This window comes from Streptomyces sp. HUAS TT7 (genome assembly GCF_051550175.1).
Taxonomy (GTDB): Bacteria; Actinomycetota; Actinomycetes; order Streptomycetales; family Streptomycetaceae; genus Streptomyces.
The window spans coordinates 5,492,908-5,509,488 of sequence record NZ_CP196175.1 but is presented as its reverse complement, the minus strand read 5'-3'; the positions used below and the strand labels follow the sequence as shown (position 1 = coordinate 5,509,488).

The window sequence follows — 16,581 nt, the reverse complement described above, 5'->3', positions numbered from 1 at the left end:
ATGACGACGTCCCTGTCGACTTCTACGGTGAGGGCTCCCATGGCTCCCCTGTTCACAACCGTGCTCGTCGCCAACCGGGGCGAGATCGCGGTCCGCGTCATCCGCACGCTGCGCCGGCTGGGCATCCGCTCGGTCGCCGTCTTCTCCGACGCGGACGCCGACGCGCGCCACGTCCGGGAGGCGGACACGGCCGTGCGCATCGGCCCCGCCACGGCGTCCGAGAGCTATCTGCGCCCCGAGCGGATCGTCGAGGCGGCACTGCGCACCGGCGCCCAGGCCGTCCACCCGGGCTACGGCTTCCTCGCCGAGAACGCGGCGTTCGCCCACGCCTGCACCGAGGCCGGCCTGGTCTTCATCGGCCCGCCCGCCGAGGCGATCTCCCTGATGGGCGACAAGATCCGCGCCAAGGAGACCGTCCAGGCGGCCGGGGTCCCGGTCGTGCCGGGCTCGTCGGGCAGCGGACTGACGGACAGTCAACTCGCCGACGCGGCACGGGAGATCGGCATGCCCGTGCTTCTCAAGCCGAGTGCGGGCGGCGGCGGCAAGGGCATGCGCCTGGTCCGCGACGAGACGCTGATCGGCGACGAGATCGCGGCCGCCCGCCGCGAGGCCCGCGCCTCGTTCGGCGACGACACGCTGCTCGTCGAGCGGTGGATCGACCGGCCGCGCCACATCGAGATCCAGATCCTGGCCGACGGCCACGGCCATGTGATCCACCTCGGCGAGCGCGAGTGCTCGCTCCAGCGCCGCCACCAGAAGATCATCGAGGAGGCGCCCAGCGTCCTGCTCGACGAGGCGACCCGCGCCGCGATGGGCGAGGCGGCCGTCCAGGCGGCCCGCTCGTGCGGCTACTCGGGCGCGGGCACGGTCGAGTTCATCGTGCCGGGCAACGATCCCGCCTCGTACTACTTCATGGAGATGAACACCCGCCTCCAGGTCGAGCACCCGGTCACCGAGCTCATCACGGGCATCGACCTGGTGGAGTGGCAGCTCAGGGTGGCCGCGGGCGAACAACTCCCGTACGAGCAGAAGGACATCACCCTCACCGGCCACGCCATCGAGGCCCGCATCTGCGCCGAGACTGTGTTCATCAAAGAGGGCTCGCGCGGGTTCCTGCCGTCCGGCGGTACGGTCCTGAGCCTGCGCGAGCCGCAGGGCGACGGCATCCGTACGGACTCGGGGCTGAGCGAGGGCACCGAGGTCGGCAGCCTGTACGACCCGATGCTGTCCAAGGTCGTCGCGTACGGGCCCGACCGCGCGACGGCGCTGCGCAAGCTGCGCGCGGCGCTCGCCGACACGGTGACGCTCGGCGTGCCCACGAACGCCGGGTTCCTGCGCCGCCTCCTGGCCCATCCGGCCGTGGTGGCGGGCGAGTTGGACACGGGACTGGTCGAGCGCGAGGCGGATGCGCTCGTCCCGGACGGCGTACCGGACGAGGTGTACACGGCGGCCGCGGCCGTACGGCTCGACGCGCTGCGGCCCGCCCCGGTCGACGGCTGGACCGACCCGTTCTCCGTGCCGAGCGGGTGGCGGATGGGCGGCGAGCCCGCGCCGCTCGCCCACTGGTTGAGGGTGCCCGGCAACGAGCCGGTACGCGCCTTCGGGTCCGGCCGGGTCGAGCGGGACCGGGTCACCGTCGAGCTCGACGGCGTCACCCACACCTTCCACCGGGCCGGCGCCTGGCTCGGCCGGGACGGCGACAGCTGGCACGTCACCGACCACGACCCCGTCGAGGCCGCCCTGACCGGCAAGGTCCACGGCGGCGCCGACACCCTGGCCGCGCCCATGCCGGGCACGGTCACCGTCGTCAAGGTGGCGGTCGGTGACGAAGTGGACGCCGGGCAGAGCCTGCTGGTGGTCGAGGCGATGAAGATGGAGCACGTCATCTCGGCCCCGCACGCGGGCACGGTCACCGAACTCGACGTCGCCCCCGGCTCGACCGTGGCCATGGACCAGGTCCTGGCCGTCGTCACGCCCGCCGCGCAGGAGACAGTCCAGGAGACCCCCGAGGAGAAGACCTCATGACGCTCCCCATGGTCGTACCGGCGCAGGACCTCCCGGCCCGTGTCCGCATCCACGAGGTCGGGGCGCGCGACGGGCTGCAGAACGAGAAGTCGGTCGTGCCGACCGAGGTCAAGGCCGAGTTCGTGCACCGCCTGGCCGCGGCGGGCCTGACCACCGTCGAGGCGACGAGCTTCGTGCACCCCAAGTGGGTGCCCCAACTCGCCGACGCGGAGCAGCTGTTCCCCATGCTCGGCGATCTGGTGGGCGTGGCGCTCCCCGTCCTCGTGCCGAACGAGCGGGGTCTGGACCGGGCGCTCGCGCTCGGCGCCCGCCGGATCGCGGTGTTCGCCAGCGCCACCGAGTCCTTCGCCAAGGCCAACCTGAACCGCACCGTCGACGAGTCGCTCGCCATGTTCGAGCCGGTCGTCGCCCGTGCCAAGGCCGACCGGGCGCATGTGCGGGGCTATCTGTCGATGTGCTTCGGCGACCCGTGGGAAGGCGCGGTGCCCGTGCACCAGGTGGTCCGCGTCGCCAAGGCCCTCATCGGCATGGGCTGCGACGAGCTGAGCCTGGGCGACACCATCGGCGTGGCCACCCCCGCCCACGTCCAGACCCTGCTCGCCGAGCTCAACGAGGAGGGTGTGCCCACCAGCGCCATCGGGGTGCACTTCCACGACACCTACGGCCAGGCCCTGTCCAACACGTTCGCCGCCCTCCAGCACGGCGTGAGCACCGTGGACGCCTCGGCCGGCGGCCTCGGCGGCTGCCCCTACGCCAAGTCCGCCACCGGAAACCTCGCCACCGAAGACCTCGTGTGGATGCTCCAGGGCCTCGGTATCGACACCGGGGTCGACCTCGGCCTGCTCACCGCCACCAGCGTGTGGATGGCCGAACAGCTGGGCCGCCCCAGCCCCTCCCGCACCGTACGTGCCCTCTCCCACCAGGAGTCGTAGCCATGCCCCTCGACCACCGTCTCACCCCCGAGCACGAGGAACTCCGCCGTACCGTCGAGGAGTTCGCGCACGACGTCGTCGCCCCGAAGATCGGCGACTTCTACGAGCGCCACGAGTTCCCGTACGAGATCATCCGCGAGATGGGCCGCATGGGCCTGTTCGGGCTGCCCTTCCCCGAGGAGTACGGGGGCATGGGCGGCGACTACCTCGCGCTCGGCATCGCCCTGGAGGAGCTGGCCCGCGTCGACTCGTCGGTGGCCATCACGCTGGAGGCGGGCGTCTCGCTGGGCGCGATGCCGATCTTCCGGTTCGGTACGGAGGAGCAGAAGCGGGAGTGGCTGCCGAAGCTCTGCTCCGGGGACATGCTCGGCGCGTTCGGCCTGACCGAACCGGACTGCGGCTCGGACGCGGGCGGCACCCGCACCACCGCGGTGCGCGACGGCGACGAGTGGGTCATCAACGGCTCGAAGTGCTTCATCACCAACTCCGGTACGGACATCACGGGCCTGGTCACCGTCACCGCGGTCACCGGCCGCAAGGAGGACGGCCGCCCGCTGATCTCCTCGATCATCGTCCCGTCCGGCACCCCGGGCTTCACGGTCGCGGCCCCGTACTCGAAGGTCGGCTGGAACGCCTCGGACACCCGTGAGCTGGCCTTCTCGGACGTACGCGTCCCGGTGGCGAACCTGCTGGGCGAAGAGGGCCGCGGGTACGCCCAGTTCCTGCGCATCCTGGACGAGGGCCGCATCGCGATCTCGGCGCTCGCGACGGGCCTGGCCCAGGGCTGTGTGGACGAGTCGGTGAAGTACGCGAAGGAGCGGCACGCCTTCGGCCGGCCGATCGGCGACAACCAGGCCATCCAGTTCAAGATCGCCGACATGGAGTTGCGGGCCCACATGGCGCGGGTCGGCTGGCGCGACGCCGCGTCCCGCCTGGTGCACGGCGAGCCGTTCAAGAAGGAGGCGGCGCTCGCGAAGCTGTACTCCTCGACGGTGGCGGTCGACAACGCCCGCGAGGGCACGCAGATCTTCGGCGGCTACGGCTTCATGAACGAGTACCCGGTGGCCCGCATGTGGCGCGACTCCAAGATCCTGGAGATCGGCGAGGGCACGAGCGAGGTGCAGCGGATGCTGATCGCGCGTGAACTGGGGCTGTCCTCCTGACCTTTGTGCCCCGGGTCCCCCGAAGGAGTGGTGACGCTCGCGCCGTCCCCGCCCTCGGGTGCCCGGGGCTGCACCCTGTCAGGGTGAACCCCCCGAACTGCCCCAGCTGCGCGACCCGTCCCTCGCTGTGGAAGGACACCTCGGCCACGGCGCCGGGCGCCGCCGACCGCTGGCACTGGCACTGCGTGGCGTGTCTGCGGACGTACGAGCCGAGCCCCTCGCACAAGGTGCGGTTCACCTACGCGCCGCTGGCCCGGCAGACCTCGCTGCTCGGGCGGTAGCACCGATGACGTAGCGAAATCGATCGACAGGGCCGGGCCCTCCCGGCACAGCCGGCGCATGAACCGCGCTCCCCCGGCGCCTCTCGGCGCCTCGGCTACCGGGACAACGGCCTTCGACACGACCGGTCGTACAGGACCGTCCGGTGCTCGGTGGGCCACTCGGAACCGGCCGCTGAACAGAGGATGAGGTTAGGCTAACCTATCTTCGCACCAGCCAGTGGCCGGTTCCCGGCACGTACGTATGAAAGCGGACACCGTCATGCCCCTCGCCCGAGCGTCCCTGCCCACCCGTCGCGGCCTGCTGGCCATGGGCGGCGCGATCGGTATCGGTGCCGCGCTGACCGCGTGCGGCGGCGGCAAGAAGAGCGGCTCGGCGGACGGCGGCACGACGGCCAAGTCCGGCCCCTGGTCGTTCAAGGACGACCGCGGCCGGACCGCCGAGACCAAGTCCCTGCCGAAGAACATCGTCGCCTTCACCGGCACCGCGGCCGCGCTGTTCGACTACGGGATCGAGGTCAAGGGCGTCTTCGGACCGACGAAGACGAAGGACGGCAAGGCCGATGTGCAGGCCGGCGACCTCGACATCACCAAGGTCGAGATCATCGGCAACACCTACGGCGAGTTCGGCGTCGAGAAGTACGCGGCGCTCCAGCCGGACGTGCTGATCACGGACATGTGGCAGAAGGACGTCCTCTGGTACGTGCCGGACAACAGCAAGGACAAGATCCTCAAGCTGGCGCCGAGCGTGGCCCTGTGGGCGGCCGACCAGAGCATGCCCGCGGCCCTTCAGCGCCGCGTGGACCTCGCCAAGTCCCTGGGCGCCGACGTGAACGCGAAGAAGGTCACCGACACGAAGGCCGCCTTCGAGAAGGCCTCCGCCCGGCTGCGCGCCGCCGCGAAGGCCAACCCCGGGATCCGAGTGCTGCTCGGCTCGGCGAGCCCGGACCTGTTCTACGTCTCCGAGGCCAAGCGCAGCTGCGACACCCGGTACTTCCAGGAGCTGGGCGTCGAGTTCGTCACCCCGAAGGTCGACTCGCAGGGCTTCTTCGAGTCGCTCAGCTGGGAGAACGTCGCCAAGTACCCGGCCGACCTGATCCTCATGGACAACCGCACCGGCACGCTTCAGCCCGGCGACCTCGGCAACAAGCCGACCTGGGGGCAGCTGCCCGCGGTCAAGGCCGGCCAGGTCGTGCCGCGCCTGACCGAGCCGATCTACTCCTACGCGCGCGTCGCACCCATCGTCGACGCGCTCGCCCAGGCCGTCGAGAAGGCGAAGAAGGTCGCCTGACGCGCCGCGCGACGCAGGGGCCGGACGGTGGCTCGGCCACGATCCGGCCCCTCCGTCTCAGGAGACTCAGACCCAGGGCACCACAGGCGACCGGTAGAAGTTGATCCCCAGCGCCGCCATCCGCGGCCCCTGCTGTGCGAGCCGGGTCTTGTACGACGCCCAGTCGTGCGTGACCGCCGGCGACCACCCGATCTCCGCGATCCCCTGCAGCCGGGGGAACGCCATGTACTCGATCTGCGAGGAATTCGTCAGCGTCTCCGACCAGATCGGCGCCTCGACTCCCAGCACGGCCTTCGCCGGCACCCCCGCGATGAAGGTGTCCGGATCCCACGCGTACGACTTGTCGACGTCGACGTACCCGGCCCAGCTGGTCCCGAGCGGAGACTTGGCGTCGTACTTCATGTCGAGGTAGGCGTGGTTGGCGGGGGACATGACAAGGCGGGTGCCGGCCTGCGCCGCCGCGGCGACGTCCGTCTCGTTGCCGAGCGTGCCCCAGTACTGGGCGACGGCTCCCTTCACCGGTGTGGCCCCGGCGATCTGGTGCCAGGCCATCACGGTCTTGCCGTACTTGCCGACGACCGGCTGGGCCTTGTCCATGAAGGTGACGTAGTCGGCGTGCGAGGTGGAGTGCGCCTCGTCGCCGCCGATGTGGACGTACCGCCCGGGCGTGAGGGCGGCGACCTCGCGCACCACGTCGTCGAGGAACTTGTACGTCACGTCCTTGGGCACGCACAGCGAGCTGAAGCCCACGTTGGTGCCGGTGTACAGCGGGGGCGCGACGCCGTTGCAGTTGAGCTCGGCGTAGGAGGCGAGGGCCGCGTTGGTGTGTCCCGGGGTGTCGATCTCGGGGACGACCTCCAGATAGCGGGAGGAGGCGTAGGCGACGATCGCCTGGTAGTCGGCCTTGGTGTAGTAGCCGCCCTTGCCGCCGCCGACCTGCGTCTGGCCGCCGTACGTGGCGAGCCTGGGCCAGGAGTCGACGGCGATGCGCCAGCCCTGGTCGTCGCTGAGGTGCAGATGCAGCTCATTGATCTTGTAGAGGGCGAGCTGGTCGATGTACCGCTTGACCTGGTCGACGGTGAAGAAGTGCCGCGAGACGTCGATCATCGCGCCCCGGTAGGCATAGCGCGGGGAGTCGATGACGGTGCCACCCGCGATCTTCCAGGGGCCGGTCTGCTTCGTCCGCTTCTCCACGGCCGCGGGCAGCAGCTGCCGCAGCGTCTGCACACCATGGAAGAGCCCGGCGGGTTTGTTGGCGGTGATGGTGAGCGAGCCGCCGCCCGAGACGAGCCGGTAGCCCTCGTCACCGAGGCTCTGGTCACCGGCGCCGAGCAGCAGCCGGATCCCGTCGCTGCCCGCGTCGCTGGTGACGGGCAGCCCATACCCGGTGGAGGGGCGGAGCACGCCTGCCAGGTAGTCGCCGATGCGCTGGGCGTCGGGCGAGCCGGGGGCGACCCTGATCCTGGTGGCCGAGCCGATGGTGTACGCGGTGCCGCCGGCGGATACGGAGGCGGGGGCCGGCACGATCTGGCCGAGCGGGCGGGGTGCGCCCGCCGCCGCGGGGGCCGCGGAGGCTCCGATGCCGGCGAACCCGGCGGCCGCCACGAGGACCAGGGAGCCGAGGAGCCGGGCGAGTGTCCTGCGCTGTCTCTGTCTCACAAGCGGTTCCCTTCCAAGGGGTCGCGCAACTGTGGGGGCTGAGCAACCGAACACCTCCCATGGGACCGGGGATCCCATCCGGGGTCAAGGTGAAGAGCGGCACCGCGGGGAGTACCGGAACCGCCCGGTGTCCGCAAGTCGATCATCACGGCGGAGGCCGATGAAACAATCCCCGTATGGCGGAAATCATCCAGAAGGACGGCACCTGGGTCTTCGACGGCGAGACCCTGCGGATCGTGCCGGGCAGCGACAAGTCGGTCGGCCTGCTCCAGCGGACGCTCGGGGAGATAGCGGTGCCGCTGCGGGCGGTGGCGGGCATCGCGTACGAGCCGGGGCGCAAGACGGGGCGGCTCAGGCTGCGGCTGCGGGACGGGGCGGATCCGCTGCTCCAGGTCACCGGCGGAAAGCTGCCGGACGCCGCGGACCCGTACGCCCTGACCGTGGAGACCCGGACGGCGGGCGTGGCCGAATACATGGTGGACGAGGTGCGCAACGCCCTGCTGCTCGACGAGGTGCCGGACGGTCCCGTCGACACCTATCTGCTGCCGGGGCCCTCGCTGCCGATGACGGTGGGCGCGGGCGACGCCACGGTCACCTTCGACGGGCGCACCGTGCACCTGGAGTGGACCTGGCACACCGACGACCGGAAGACGGCGGCCGGGCCGGTCAGCCTGCCCCTCGACGAGCTGACGGGGGTGTCCTGGCAGCCCGCGCGTGGCCTGAGCGACGGCTATCTGCGCTTCGTCACCAGCCCGAACGCCCCGCGGCTCGACCCCAAGCACGACCCGATGGCGGTCGAGCTGAACGGTTTCAAGAAGGATCCGCTGATGGCGCTGCTCGCCTCGGCGGTGGTGGTGCGGATGCCGCACCCGCACGCCCCGCACCGGGAACCGGCGCCCGCCTCCCCCAAGTCCCTGGAGGCCGCGCCGGCCGAGGACCATGACGTACTGCTGCGCCGCCTGCGCGAGCTCGGCGAGCTGCACCAGGGCGGCATCCTGACGGACGAGGAGTTCTCGGCGGCCAAGCAGGCGGTCCTCAAGCGCCTGTGAAGCCCACGCGGTGACCGGGATTGGCTCCTTCTGGTCCAGACCAGGCGCGTGATCATGAGAATCCTGCCCGGAATCGGGCAGGATTCTTGCGTACGGCTCCGATAGCCCGCAATATCGACGGGTGCTCGAACGCCGCAACCCGTCGTCCCACGACGACCTCGTAGATCATCTGGTGCGCAGCACCGCGCTCCAGCGCGGTGAAGCGGCCCGGGTGGTTCTTGAGGTGCTGGCGTACTTCGACGAGACGTGCGAGGAATTCGTCCGCCGGCGCCACCGTGAACTGCAGTCCGGGGGCGCGGTGAACGCGGAGATCTTCGAGCGGATCGCGGCAGAGCTGCCGCACCGCGCCGTGGCGCCACCGGAGCTCTCGCTCCGGCAGCTGCGCCGCATCGTCTACGGCTGAGCAGGCTTCGCAGCACCGCGGAAACTTTTGTACATTGATGGAGGGGCAGAGACTCTATGTGCGGAATCGTTGGTTATATCGGCAAGCGTGACGTGGCTCCGCTGCTGCTGGAAGGCCTGCAGCGACTGGAGTACCGGGGTTACGACTCCGCGGGCATGGTCGTCAACACCCCCAAGTCCGGGGCCCTGAAGATGGTCAAGGCCAAGGGCCGCGTCCGCGACCTGGAGGCCCGCGTCCCCAAGCGCTTCGCCGGCACCACGGGCATCGCCCACACCCGCTGGGCCACCCACGGCGCCCCCTCCGACCTGAACTCGCACCCGCACCTCGACCCCGAGAACAAGGTCGCGGTCGTCCACAACGGCATCGTCGACAACGCCGCCGAGCTGCGCGCCAAGCTGGAGGCCGAGGGCGTCGTCTTCGCCTCCGAGACCGACACCGAGGTCATCACCCACCTGATCGCCCGCTCCCAGGCCGACTCCCTGGAGGAGAAGGTCCGCGAGGCGCTCAAGGTCATCGAGGGCACCTACGGCATCGCCGTGATGCACGCCGACTTCGCCGACCGCATCGTGGTCGCCCGCAACGGCTCCCCGGTCATCCTCGGCATTGGCGAGAAGGAGATGCTCGTCGCCTCCGACGTCGCCGCGCTGATCGCCCATACCCGCCAGGTCGTCACCCTCAACGACGGCGAGATGGCGACCCTGAAGGCCGACGACTTCCGGACGTACACGACCTCGGGCACGCTCACCAACACCACCCCCGAGACCGTCGAGTGGGAGGCCGCCTCCTACGACATGGGCGGCCACGACACGTACATGCACAAGGAGATGAGCGAGCAGGCCGAGGCCGTCGACCGCGTCCTTCGCGGCCGCATCGACGACCGGTTCTCCACCGTTCACCTCGGTGGCCTGAACCTGGACGCCCGCGAGGCGCGCGGTGTGCGCCGCATCAAGATCCTCGGCTGTGGCACCTCGTACCACGCGGGTCTGATCGGCGCCGGCCTCATCGAGGAGCTGGCCCGCATCCCCGCGGACGCCGAGCCGGCCTCCGAGTTCCGCTACCGCAACCCGGTCGTGGACCCCGACACCCTGTACATCGCGGTCTCCCAGTCCGGTGAGACGTACGACGTGCTCGCGGCGGTGCAGGAGCTCAAGCGCAAGGGCGCCCGCGTGCTCGGCGTCGTGAACGTGGTCGGTTCGGCGATCGCCCGCGAGGCGGACGGCGGCACCTACGTGCACGCCGGGCCCGAGGTCTGCGTCGTCTCCACCAAGTGCTTCACCAACACGGTCGTCGCGTTCGCGCTGCTCGCGCTGCACCTCGGCCGGATCCGCGACCTGTCGGTGGCCGACGGCAAGCGGATCATCGAGGGCCTGCGCAAGCTGCCCGGCCAGATCGAGGAGATCCTGGCCATGGAGCCGGAGATCGAGAAGCTGGCCAAGGAGTACGCGGGCGCCCAGTCGATGATGTTCATCGGGCGCGTGCGCGGCTACCCGGTCGCCCTGGAGGCCTCCCTGAAGCTCAAGGAGATCTCCTACATCCACGCCGAGGCCTACCCCGCCTCCGAGCTGAAGCACGGCCCGCTCGCGCTGATCGAGCCCGCGCTGCCGACGGTCGCCATCGTCCCGGACGACGACCTCCTGGAGAAGAACCGCGCCGCCCTGGAGGAGATCAAGGCCCGCAGCGGCCGCATCCTCGCGGTCGCGCACCAGAACCAGGAGAAGGCCGACCACACCATCGTCGTACCGAAGAACGAGAACGAGCTGGACCCGATCCTCATGGGCATCCCGCTCCAACTCTTCGCCTACCACACGGCGTTGGCGATGGGCCGCGACATCGACAAGCCGCGCAACCTGGCCAAGTCGGTCACGGTCGAGTAGTCCCTGCGCACAGAAAAGGGCGACCCCTGCTCATCGGCGGGGGTCGCCCTTCTGCGTGCCGGTGCTGCCCAGGCACCGGCCTGCGGCTGCCGTTCAGCCGGTGGCCGTCACCCCCCGGCCGGCAGCGCGTCGGGGCAGGGCGGTGGGCCATTTGGCGAGCGAGGCCGTCGCCCCGTACCAGGCCGCGGCGCCCGCGACCGTGGCCACCCAGCCGGCCACCTTGCCGAGCGAGGAGCTGTCGGCGAACTGGCCGATGGCCATGAGCACCAGGGCGAGGAAGAGCAGTCCGTACGTGCCCTGCCTGAAGAGTCCGGTGCCTGCCGAACCCGCCGCCAGGCTCAGCGCCAGGAGTGCGAAGAGGACCAGGAAGAGGCCGGCCGCGTTGGCCGAGAACTTGGTGTTCGCGCCCGCGGCCCAGGTGAACCAGAAGGCGCCCAGGCCGGCGAAGGCGGTGCCGGTGAACGCGTCCTGATCGCGGAAGGCGAGGACGCCGAGGACGAACAGGCCGATGCCGCCGACGTAGGTCGCGATCGAGACCGAGTCGGCCACCGTCACGCCGTCGATCACACGGGTGTTGCCGAGGCCGAAGGCCAGCAGAGTGAGTCCGAGTGCGAGGTGACCGAGAGTGGAGGTGGTGCTTCCCGCGGGAACTTCGTTGTCCACGGCGGGCTCCCTTCATGTGCAGTTGTGCTGCTTCCCAGCGACCTTTATCTACCCTTCACAAGGGCACAATCCACCCCTACGCATCGGTAGATTCGCCTGCGCACAAAGGGAGTTGACGCTTCATCAGCGAAACATCACGCCGGTCTCAACTGGGACAACGCCCGATTACGGGATGACGACGACGGGGCGCTGCGCACGCCGCGCGAGGCGGCCGGCGACCGAGCCGAAGATCCGCCCGACGATGCCGTGCGTGGAGCCGACGACGATGGCGTCCGCTGCATACTCGCGCCCGACTTCTTCCAGTTCGTGGCAGATGTCGCCACCGCGCTCGACGAGGATCCAGGGGACCTCGGCGAGATAGTCGGCACAGGCGAGTTCGAGCCCGAGCACCTCGGTGCGGTGGTCGGGGACATCGACGAAGACCGGCGGCTCACAGCCCGCCCACACCGTGGTGGGGAGCCGGTTGGCGACATGGACGATGATCAGCCCTGAGCCGGACCGCTTGGCCATGCCGATGGCGTAGGCGAGAGCCCGTTCACTGGACGTCGAGCCGTCGAAGCCGACGACGACGCCGTGCCGGAATGCGGGATCGCAGGAGTGTCGTGGTTCTGTCGCCGCTTGGAGGTCCGACGTGGGGTCGGCTACCTGCTTGCGGTCCGCGGGTTCGGAGAATTCGTGACCGGCCATGGGTGTCTCGGCGAAGGAGGTCCTCAGTCGGGGGACAGCGGGGACAAGTGAGCAACAACGAGTCGGCGGCGGAGCTGTGTCCGGGAATCATCTTCCCAACCCCATACCCCCAAGGGTACGGCGACACTCCTCTCCTGCCCAGAGCCGCCGAACCTACTCGGCGTTCCCCGGAGCATGCACGAGCCCGCCCCGGATGGCAATGCCCGGTGCCCTCTACAGCGGTCCCCGCGGCCGGTCTCCGCCGCCGCACCGATGATCTTTCAGTTACTGGACCGACCGCTTCCGCGTTAGAGGCGTGATCTCGCCCGACCCCGATCAGGAAGCACCCCCTCGTGCCCGCTCCCCCGGCCGCGCCGCCCGGCCCCCGTCACCGCCCGCCCGGAGTATCGTCCCCGGCTGAATCCGTACGTACCAACCGGTCCGTGAACACCGAACCACTCTGGGCCGCCGCCCGGCCCCCGGCCGACCCGGCGGGCGACGTCGTCCGCTGGGCCGCCTTCAGCTGTGTCCTCGTACCCGTGGTGCTCATCGTGTACGGGTCCTCGTTCGCGGGGGCGGCGGGCTCCGCCCTGGGCCTGACGGCCGTGACCGCGGTGTGCCGGCTGCTGCTCCGCCAGTCCGAGCGGGCGGCCGCCGAGGAACGGGCGCGGCCGCCGCTTCCGCCGTCCGGACGGCACGCCCGGCCGGCTCCCGCGCCGCATCGCGGCGGGCGTCACCGAGGGGGATGTACACCCGAGGGGTGAGTCGTTCGCACACCAGGACCCGTATGTTTTCGGCCAACTTCCCCCGGTGGCGGATTCCTTGGCCAAATGGCCTGCCAACCCCCTTGCCACCAGGGAAGAAAGGACCATTGCGGCCTCTGGCACCATACGGGTACGGGCCATCCCCATGAGGCGCACTTCCCCTGCGGGGCCCGCGGGTGAAACGCTTCGTGATCGAAAGCTTCGCGCCAAGTTGCCTTGTCGACATAGCGCTGGGTGCCGGACTTGTCACGCCGGCGCCACGGGACGCAGTAGATTCGATCATGCGTATCGAAGGCTGGGGACTCGTGCAAAACCGAGGGGAAAAGTGCAGGAGCGACAGGCCCGACAAGAACGGGGAGCCGCGAACACCGAGGGGGGCTTAGCGCCATGAGCCAGGACTCCGCTGCCGCATCACCGGAGACCGCAAGGAAGCTGGCCGGCCGCCGACGCCGGGAAGTCGTCGCCGTACTGCTGTTCAGTGGCGGCCCCATCTTCGAAAGTTCCATTCCGCTCTCCGTGTTCGGAATCGACCGTCAGGACGCGGGAGTTCCGCGTTACAGACTGCTGGTGTGTGCCGGTGAGGAAGGACCCCTGCGGACCACAGGGGGACTCGAACTCACCGCGCCCTACGGTCTGGAAGCAATCAGCAGGGCGGGAACAGTGGTGGTGCCCGCGTGGCGTTCCATCACCTCGCCGCCCCCGGCAGCCGCGCTTGAGGCGCTGCGCCGGGCACACGAGGAAGGGGCAAGGATCGTCGGGCTGTGCACCGGCGCGTTCGTGCTCGCCGCGGCCGGTCTTCTGGACGGCCGTCCGGCGACGACGCACTGGATGTACGCGCCGACACTGGCCAAACGCTATCCATCAGTACATGTGGACCCGAGGGAGCTCTTCGTCGACGACGGGGACGTCCTCACCTCGGCCGGAACCGCGGCCGGAATCGATCTCTGTCTCCACATCGTGCGGACGGACCACGGCAGTGAGGCGGCCGGCGCGCTGGCCCGCCGGCTGGTCGTGCCGCCGCGCCGCAGCGGCGGGCAGGAGCGCTATCTCGACAGGTCTTTACCTGAGGAGATCGGCTCCGACCCGCTGGCCGAGGTCGTCGCCTGGGCGCTGGAGCACCTCCACGAGCAGTTCGACGTGGAGACCCTGGCCGCGCGGGCGTACATGAGCCGCCGCACCTTCGACCGTCGTTTCCGCTCGCTGACCGGATCGGCCCCCCTCCAGTGGCTGATCACCCAGCGGGTCCTGCAGGCCCAGCGCCTGCTGGAGACGTCCGACTACTCCGTGGACGAGGTGGCGGGCCGCTGCGGCTTCCGCTCCCCGGTCGCGCTGCGCGGGCACTTCCGCCGCCAGCTCGGCTCGTCCCCGGCGTCCTACCGGGCGGCCTACCGGGCACGGCGGCCGCAACCGGAACCCAGCGCGGGCCCCATCGCGGTGCCCATGCCGGCTCCGGTGCCGGAAACCGTTCCGCCCCAGGCGCTCCCCCAGGCCCGGCGGACGGCGGCGGCCAGCGCGGTGCTGGGGCCGGGTGCGACCTCGCACACCACGGCGGAGCCGGGAAAACCCAGCTCCGATCTGTACGCCTCCGGCTACACCGGTGGCCGTCCGAGTCTGCCCGGTCAGCGGAGCGCCCCGTAGGGTAAGACACATGAACGACCGCATGGTGTGGATCGACTGCGAGATGACCGGGCTCTCGCTGACGGACGACGCACTCATCGAGGTGGCCGCACTGGTCACCGACTCGGAGCTGAACGTACTCGGCGAAGGGGTGGACATCGTGATCCGTCCCCCGGACGCCGCGCTGGAGACCATGCCGGAGGTGGTGCGCACCATGCACACCGCCTCCGGGCTCCTCGACGAGCTGGCCGGCGGCACCACGCTGGCCGACGCCGAGGAGCAGGTCCTCGCGTACGTACGTGAGCACGTCAAGGAGCCGGGCAAGGCGCCGCTGTGCGGAAACTCGGTCGGCACCGACCGCGGATTCCTGCTGCGGGACATGCCGAAGCTGGAGTCGCACCTCCACTACCGGATCGTGGACGTCTCCTCCGTGAAGGAGCTCGCCCGCCGCTGGTATCCGCGGGCGTACTTCAACAGCCCGGACAAGAACGGGAACCACCGGGCGCTCGCGGACATCCGTGAATCCATCGCGGAGCTCCGCTACTACCGGGAGGCGGTCTTCGTGCCGCAGCCGGGCCCGGATTCGGACACCGCGAAGGCCATCGCGGCGAAGTACGTCCTGCCTGCGGAGTAGCCCTTCGCAGGGGGTCCGGGAGGGTGCCCCGAAACATGTGCGCGAGCACCCTCCCGGACCCTGTACACTTTTTCTCGGCCGGTAGGGAAGCCCCCAGGGACTTCCCAAGACCACAACAGTCCGGTCATGCATGGTGGGTATAGCTCAGCTGGTAGAGCACCTGGTTGTGGTCCAGGATGTCGCGGGTTCGAGTCCCGTTACTCACCCTGATGAAAGAAGGCCCGGGCCGCGCAAGCGGTTCGGGCCTTCTTTCATGTTCCGGTCTGCATGTTCCGGCCCTTCGACGCTTCTTTTTTCGGCACCCCTTTTCACGACGAGGCCCGTACGACGAGTTCCGTGGGCAGGACCAGGCTCGGGCGGGCCGGTTCGGTGGCGGTGATCTCGGCGAGGAGCAGTTCGGCCATCGCGCGGCCCATCTCCTCTATCGGCTGGCGCACGCTGGTCAGCGGCGGGTCCATGTGGCGGGCTATCACCGAGTCGTCGAAGCCGACCAGGGCCGTGTCCTCGGGGATGCGGCGGCCGTCCTCGCGCAGGATCTGGCGGGCGCCGGAGGCCATGACGTCGGATGCGGCGAAGACGGCGTCGAGGTGCGGGGCGCGTTGCAGGAGCTCGGTCATCGCGCGGCGGCCGCCCTCCTCGGTGAAGTCGCCGTGCGCGGCCAGTTCGCCGAGGCCCGCCTCCGCCAGGGCCGCCCGGTAGCCGTCGAGGCGGCGGCGGGCTCCGTACACGTCGAGCGGTCCGGTGATCGTCGCTATGGAGCGCCGGCCCCGGGCGACGAGGTGGGCGACGGCGGCGCGGGCGCCCTCGTAATTGTCGGAGTCGACCGAGGCGAGCGGCTCGTCCTCGCGGCGGCGGCCGCTGATGACGACGGGGATGCCGAGCTGTTCGAGCAGCTCGGGCAGCGGGTCGTCGGCGTGCACGGAGACGAGCAGGACGCCGTCGACGCGGTGCGAGGCGAGGTACTGGGCGAGCCTGCGCCGCTCGCGGTCGCCGCTGACCAGGGTCAGCAGGAGCTGCATCTCGGTGTCGGCCAGGGCCGCGCCCACCCCGCGCACGATGTCGGAGAAGTACGGCTCGGCGAAGAAGCGGGCCTCGGGCTCGGGGACGACCAGGGCTATGGCGTCGGTGCGGTTGGCGGCGAGGGCGCGGGCGGCCCGGTTGGGTACGTAGCCGAGTTCGGCGACGGCGGCTTCGACGGCGGCCCGGGTCTCGTCGCTGACCCGGGGCGAGCCGTTGACCACCCGGGACACGGTGCCCCGGCCGACTCCGGCCCTGGCCGCCACTTCTTCGAGCGTGGGCCGTCCGGCGCCGCGCCCCTTGGCCGTGCGGGCTGCTGTCACGTCTGCCTCCCCAACTCGCGCAACTCCGGTGAAAGTAACAGCCCCGGCCGGGCGGGGAACGTCATCCTCTGCCATTGCGCGGTCCCTTGACAGTCCAACAGGGAGCCGCAACCCTTCAACACATCACGGCTGGGAGCGCTCCCACCCTAGTATGTCCCTACACCTTTCGCATCCCTTCCGCCCGCGCCGACGCGCCTCAACCGGCGTGGCCCGGACGACAGTT

General features: G+C 70.3%; 15 protein-coding genes and 1 tRNA gene. 12 read left to right on the top strand and 4 right to left on the bottom strand.

What is annotated here, in order from left to right:
* Nucleotides 1-39: 39 nt before the first annotated feature.
* From ACSHXC_RS24920 to ACSHXC_RS24900, 5 genes are all read left to right on the top strand, one after another.
* A complete protein-coding gene (locus tag ACSHXC_RS24920) occupies nucleotides 40-2,025 on the top strand; it encodes a biotin carboxylase N-terminal domain-containing protein (RefSeq protein WP_438293717.1) in 1,986 nt (661 codons plus the stop codon).
* Nucleotides 2,022-2,957: a hydroxymethylglutaryl-CoA lyase gene (locus tag ACSHXC_RS24915; RefSeq protein WP_438293716.1), complete on the top strand. Its 936-nt coding sequence runs from the start codon at nucleotides 2,022-2,024 to the stop codon at nucleotides 2,955-2,957. Before ACSHXC_RS24920 ends, ACSHXC_RS24915 begins: the two co-directional genes overlap by 4 nt.
* Before the next feature lie 2 nt (nucleotides 2,958-2,959).
* Nucleotides 2,960-4,120, top strand: coding sequence for an acyl-CoA dehydrogenase family protein (locus tag ACSHXC_RS24910; RefSeq protein ID WP_438293715.1), 1,161 nt, complete (start codon nucleotides 2,960-2,962; stop codon nucleotides 4,118-4,120).
* Between the two features lie 83 nt (nucleotides 4,121-4,203).
* Nucleotides 4,204-4,401, top strand: a complete 198-nt coding sequence (locus ACSHXC_RS24905) for a hypothetical protein (RefSeq protein WP_438293714.1) — start codon at nucleotides 4,204-4,206, stop codon at nucleotides 4,399-4,401.
* A 259-nt stretch (nucleotides 4,402-4,660) separates the two neighbouring features.
* A complete protein-coding gene (locus tag ACSHXC_RS24900; protein ID WP_438293713.1) occupies nucleotides 4,661-5,689 on the top strand; it encodes an ABC transporter substrate-binding protein in 1,029 nt (342 codons plus the stop codon).
* Nucleotides 5,690-5,755: 66 nt separating this feature from the next.
* On the opposite strand, the gene ACSHXC_RS24895 is transcribed toward ACSHXC_RS24900, so the two are convergent.
* Nucleotides 5,756-7,426 (bottom strand): beta-N-acetylhexosaminidase, encoded by a 1,671-nt coding sequence (locus ACSHXC_RS24895; RefSeq protein ID WP_438293712.1) that lies wholly within the window; start codon nucleotides 7,424-7,426, stop codon nucleotides 5,756-5,758.
* Between the two features lie 98 nt (nucleotides 7,427-7,524).
* On the opposite strand from ACSHXC_RS24895, the gene ACSHXC_RS24890 reads away from it, so the two are divergent.
* The 3 genes from ACSHXC_RS24890 (at nucleotide 7,525) to glmS (ending at nucleotide 10,674) form a co-directional block, all read left to right on the top strand.
* A complete protein-coding gene (locus tag ACSHXC_RS24890; RefSeq protein WP_438293711.1) occupies nucleotides 7,525-8,397 on the top strand; it encodes a DUF4429 domain-containing protein in 873 nt (290 codons plus the stop codon).
* Between the two features lie 121 nt (nucleotides 8,398-8,518).
* Complete coding sequence (locus ACSHXC_RS24885) at nucleotides 8,519-8,800, top strand: hypothetical protein (RefSeq protein WP_053723696.1); 282 nt, start codon at nucleotides 8,519-8,521, stop codon at nucleotides 8,798-8,800.
* A 56-nt stretch (nucleotides 8,801-8,856) separates the two neighbouring features.
* Entirely contained in the window at nucleotides 8,857-10,674 is a 1,818-nt protein-coding gene (gene glmS, locus ACSHXC_RS24880) for a glutamine--fructose-6-phosphate transaminase (isomerizing) (protein ID WP_399490276.1), read from the top strand.
* 93 nt (nucleotides 10,675-10,767) lie between these two features.
* Here glmS and ACSHXC_RS24875 read toward each other — a convergent pair whose 3' ends face one another.
* Nucleotides 10,768-11,337, bottom strand: coding sequence for a GPR1/FUN34/YaaH family transporter (locus ACSHXC_RS24875; protein ID WP_438293710.1), 570 nt, complete (start codon nucleotides 11,335-11,337; stop codon nucleotides 10,768-10,770).
* Nucleotides 11,338-11,502: 165 nt separating this feature from the next.
* Nucleotides 11,503-12,024, bottom strand: a complete 522-nt coding sequence (locus tag ACSHXC_RS24870) for a universal stress protein (RefSeq protein WP_438293709.1) — start codon at nucleotides 12,022-12,024, stop codon at nucleotides 11,503-11,505.
* Between the two features lie 422 nt (nucleotides 12,025-12,446).
* Here ACSHXC_RS24870 and ACSHXC_RS24865 point away from each other — a divergent pair, with 422 nt between their 5' ends.
* The 4 genes from ACSHXC_RS24865 to ACSHXC_RS24850 all read left to right on the top strand — a co-directional run bounded on the left by ACSHXC_RS24865 (nucleotide 12,447) and on the right by ACSHXC_RS24850 (nucleotide 15,224).
* The gene (locus ACSHXC_RS24865) at nucleotides 12,447-12,767 is read left to right on the top strand and encodes a hypothetical protein (RefSeq protein WP_438293708.1); all 321 of its coding nucleotides are present in this window, start codon (nucleotides 12,447-12,449) and stop codon (nucleotides 12,765-12,767) included.
* Nucleotides 12,768-13,154: 387 nt separating this feature from the next.
* Complete coding sequence (locus ACSHXC_RS24860; protein WP_438293707.1) at nucleotides 13,155-14,405, top strand: helix-turn-helix domain-containing protein; 1,251 nt, start codon at nucleotides 13,155-13,157, stop codon at nucleotides 14,403-14,405.
* 10 nt (nucleotides 14,406-14,415) lie between these two features.
* The gene (orn, locus tag ACSHXC_RS24855) at nucleotides 14,416-15,018 is read left to right on the top strand and encodes an oligoribonuclease (protein WP_189968426.1); all 603 of its coding nucleotides are present in this window, start codon (nucleotides 14,416-14,418) and stop codon (nucleotides 15,016-15,018) included.
* 133 nt (nucleotides 15,019-15,151) lie between these two features.
* A tRNA-His gene (locus ACSHXC_RS24850) sits at nucleotides 15,152-15,224 on the top strand.
* Nucleotides 15,225-15,326: 102 nt separating this feature from the next.
* Here the strand turns inward: ACSHXC_RS24850 and ACSHXC_RS24845 are convergent.
* Nucleotides 15,327-16,358, bottom strand: coding sequence for a LacI family DNA-binding transcriptional regulator (locus ACSHXC_RS24845; protein WP_438293706.1), 1,032 nt, complete (start codon nucleotides 16,356-16,358; stop codon nucleotides 15,327-15,329).
* Nucleotides 16,359-16,581 lie beyond the last annotated feature (223 nt).

Excerpts from the sequence above, each read along its gene's own strand:
- ACSHXC_RS24920 (WP_438293717.1), top strand. The coding sequence starts at position 40 with ATGGCTCCCCTGTTCACAACCGTGCTCGTCGCCAACCGGGGCGAGATC.
- ACSHXC_RS24915 (WP_438293716.1), top strand. The coding sequence starts at position 2,022 with ATGACGCTCCCCATGGTCGTACCGGCGCAGGACCTCCCGGCCCGTGTC.
- ACSHXC_RS24910 (WP_438293715.1), top strand. The coding sequence starts at position 2,960 with ATGCCCCTCGACCACCGTCTCACCCCCGAGCACGAGGAACTCCGCCGT.
- ACSHXC_RS24900 (WP_438293713.1), top strand. The coding sequence starts at position 4,661 with ATGCCCCTCGCCCGAGCGTCCCTGCCCACCCGTCGCGGCCTGCTGGCC.
- ACSHXC_RS24895 (WP_438293712.1), bottom strand. The coding sequence starts at position 7,426 with ATGGGATCCCCGGTCCCATGGGAGGTGTTCGGTTGCTCAGCCCCCACA.
- ACSHXC_RS24890 (WP_438293711.1), top strand. The coding sequence starts at position 7,525 with ATGGCGGAAATCATCCAGAAGGACGGCACCTGGGTCTTCGACGGCGAG.
- glmS (WP_399490276.1), top strand. The coding sequence starts at position 8,857 with ATGTGCGGAATCGTTGGTTATATCGGCAAGCGTGACGTGGCTCCGCTG.
- ACSHXC_RS24870 (WP_438293709.1), bottom strand. The coding sequence starts at position 12,024 with ATGGCCGGTCACGAATTCTCCGAACCCGCGGACCGCAAGCAGGTAGCC.
- ACSHXC_RS24860 (WP_438293707.1), top strand. The coding sequence starts at position 13,155 with ATGAGCCAGGACTCCGCTGCCGCATCACCGGAGACCGCAAGGAAGCTG.
- orn (WP_189968426.1), top strand. The coding sequence starts at position 14,416 with ATGAACGACCGCATGGTGTGGATCGACTGCGAGATGACCGGGCTCTCG.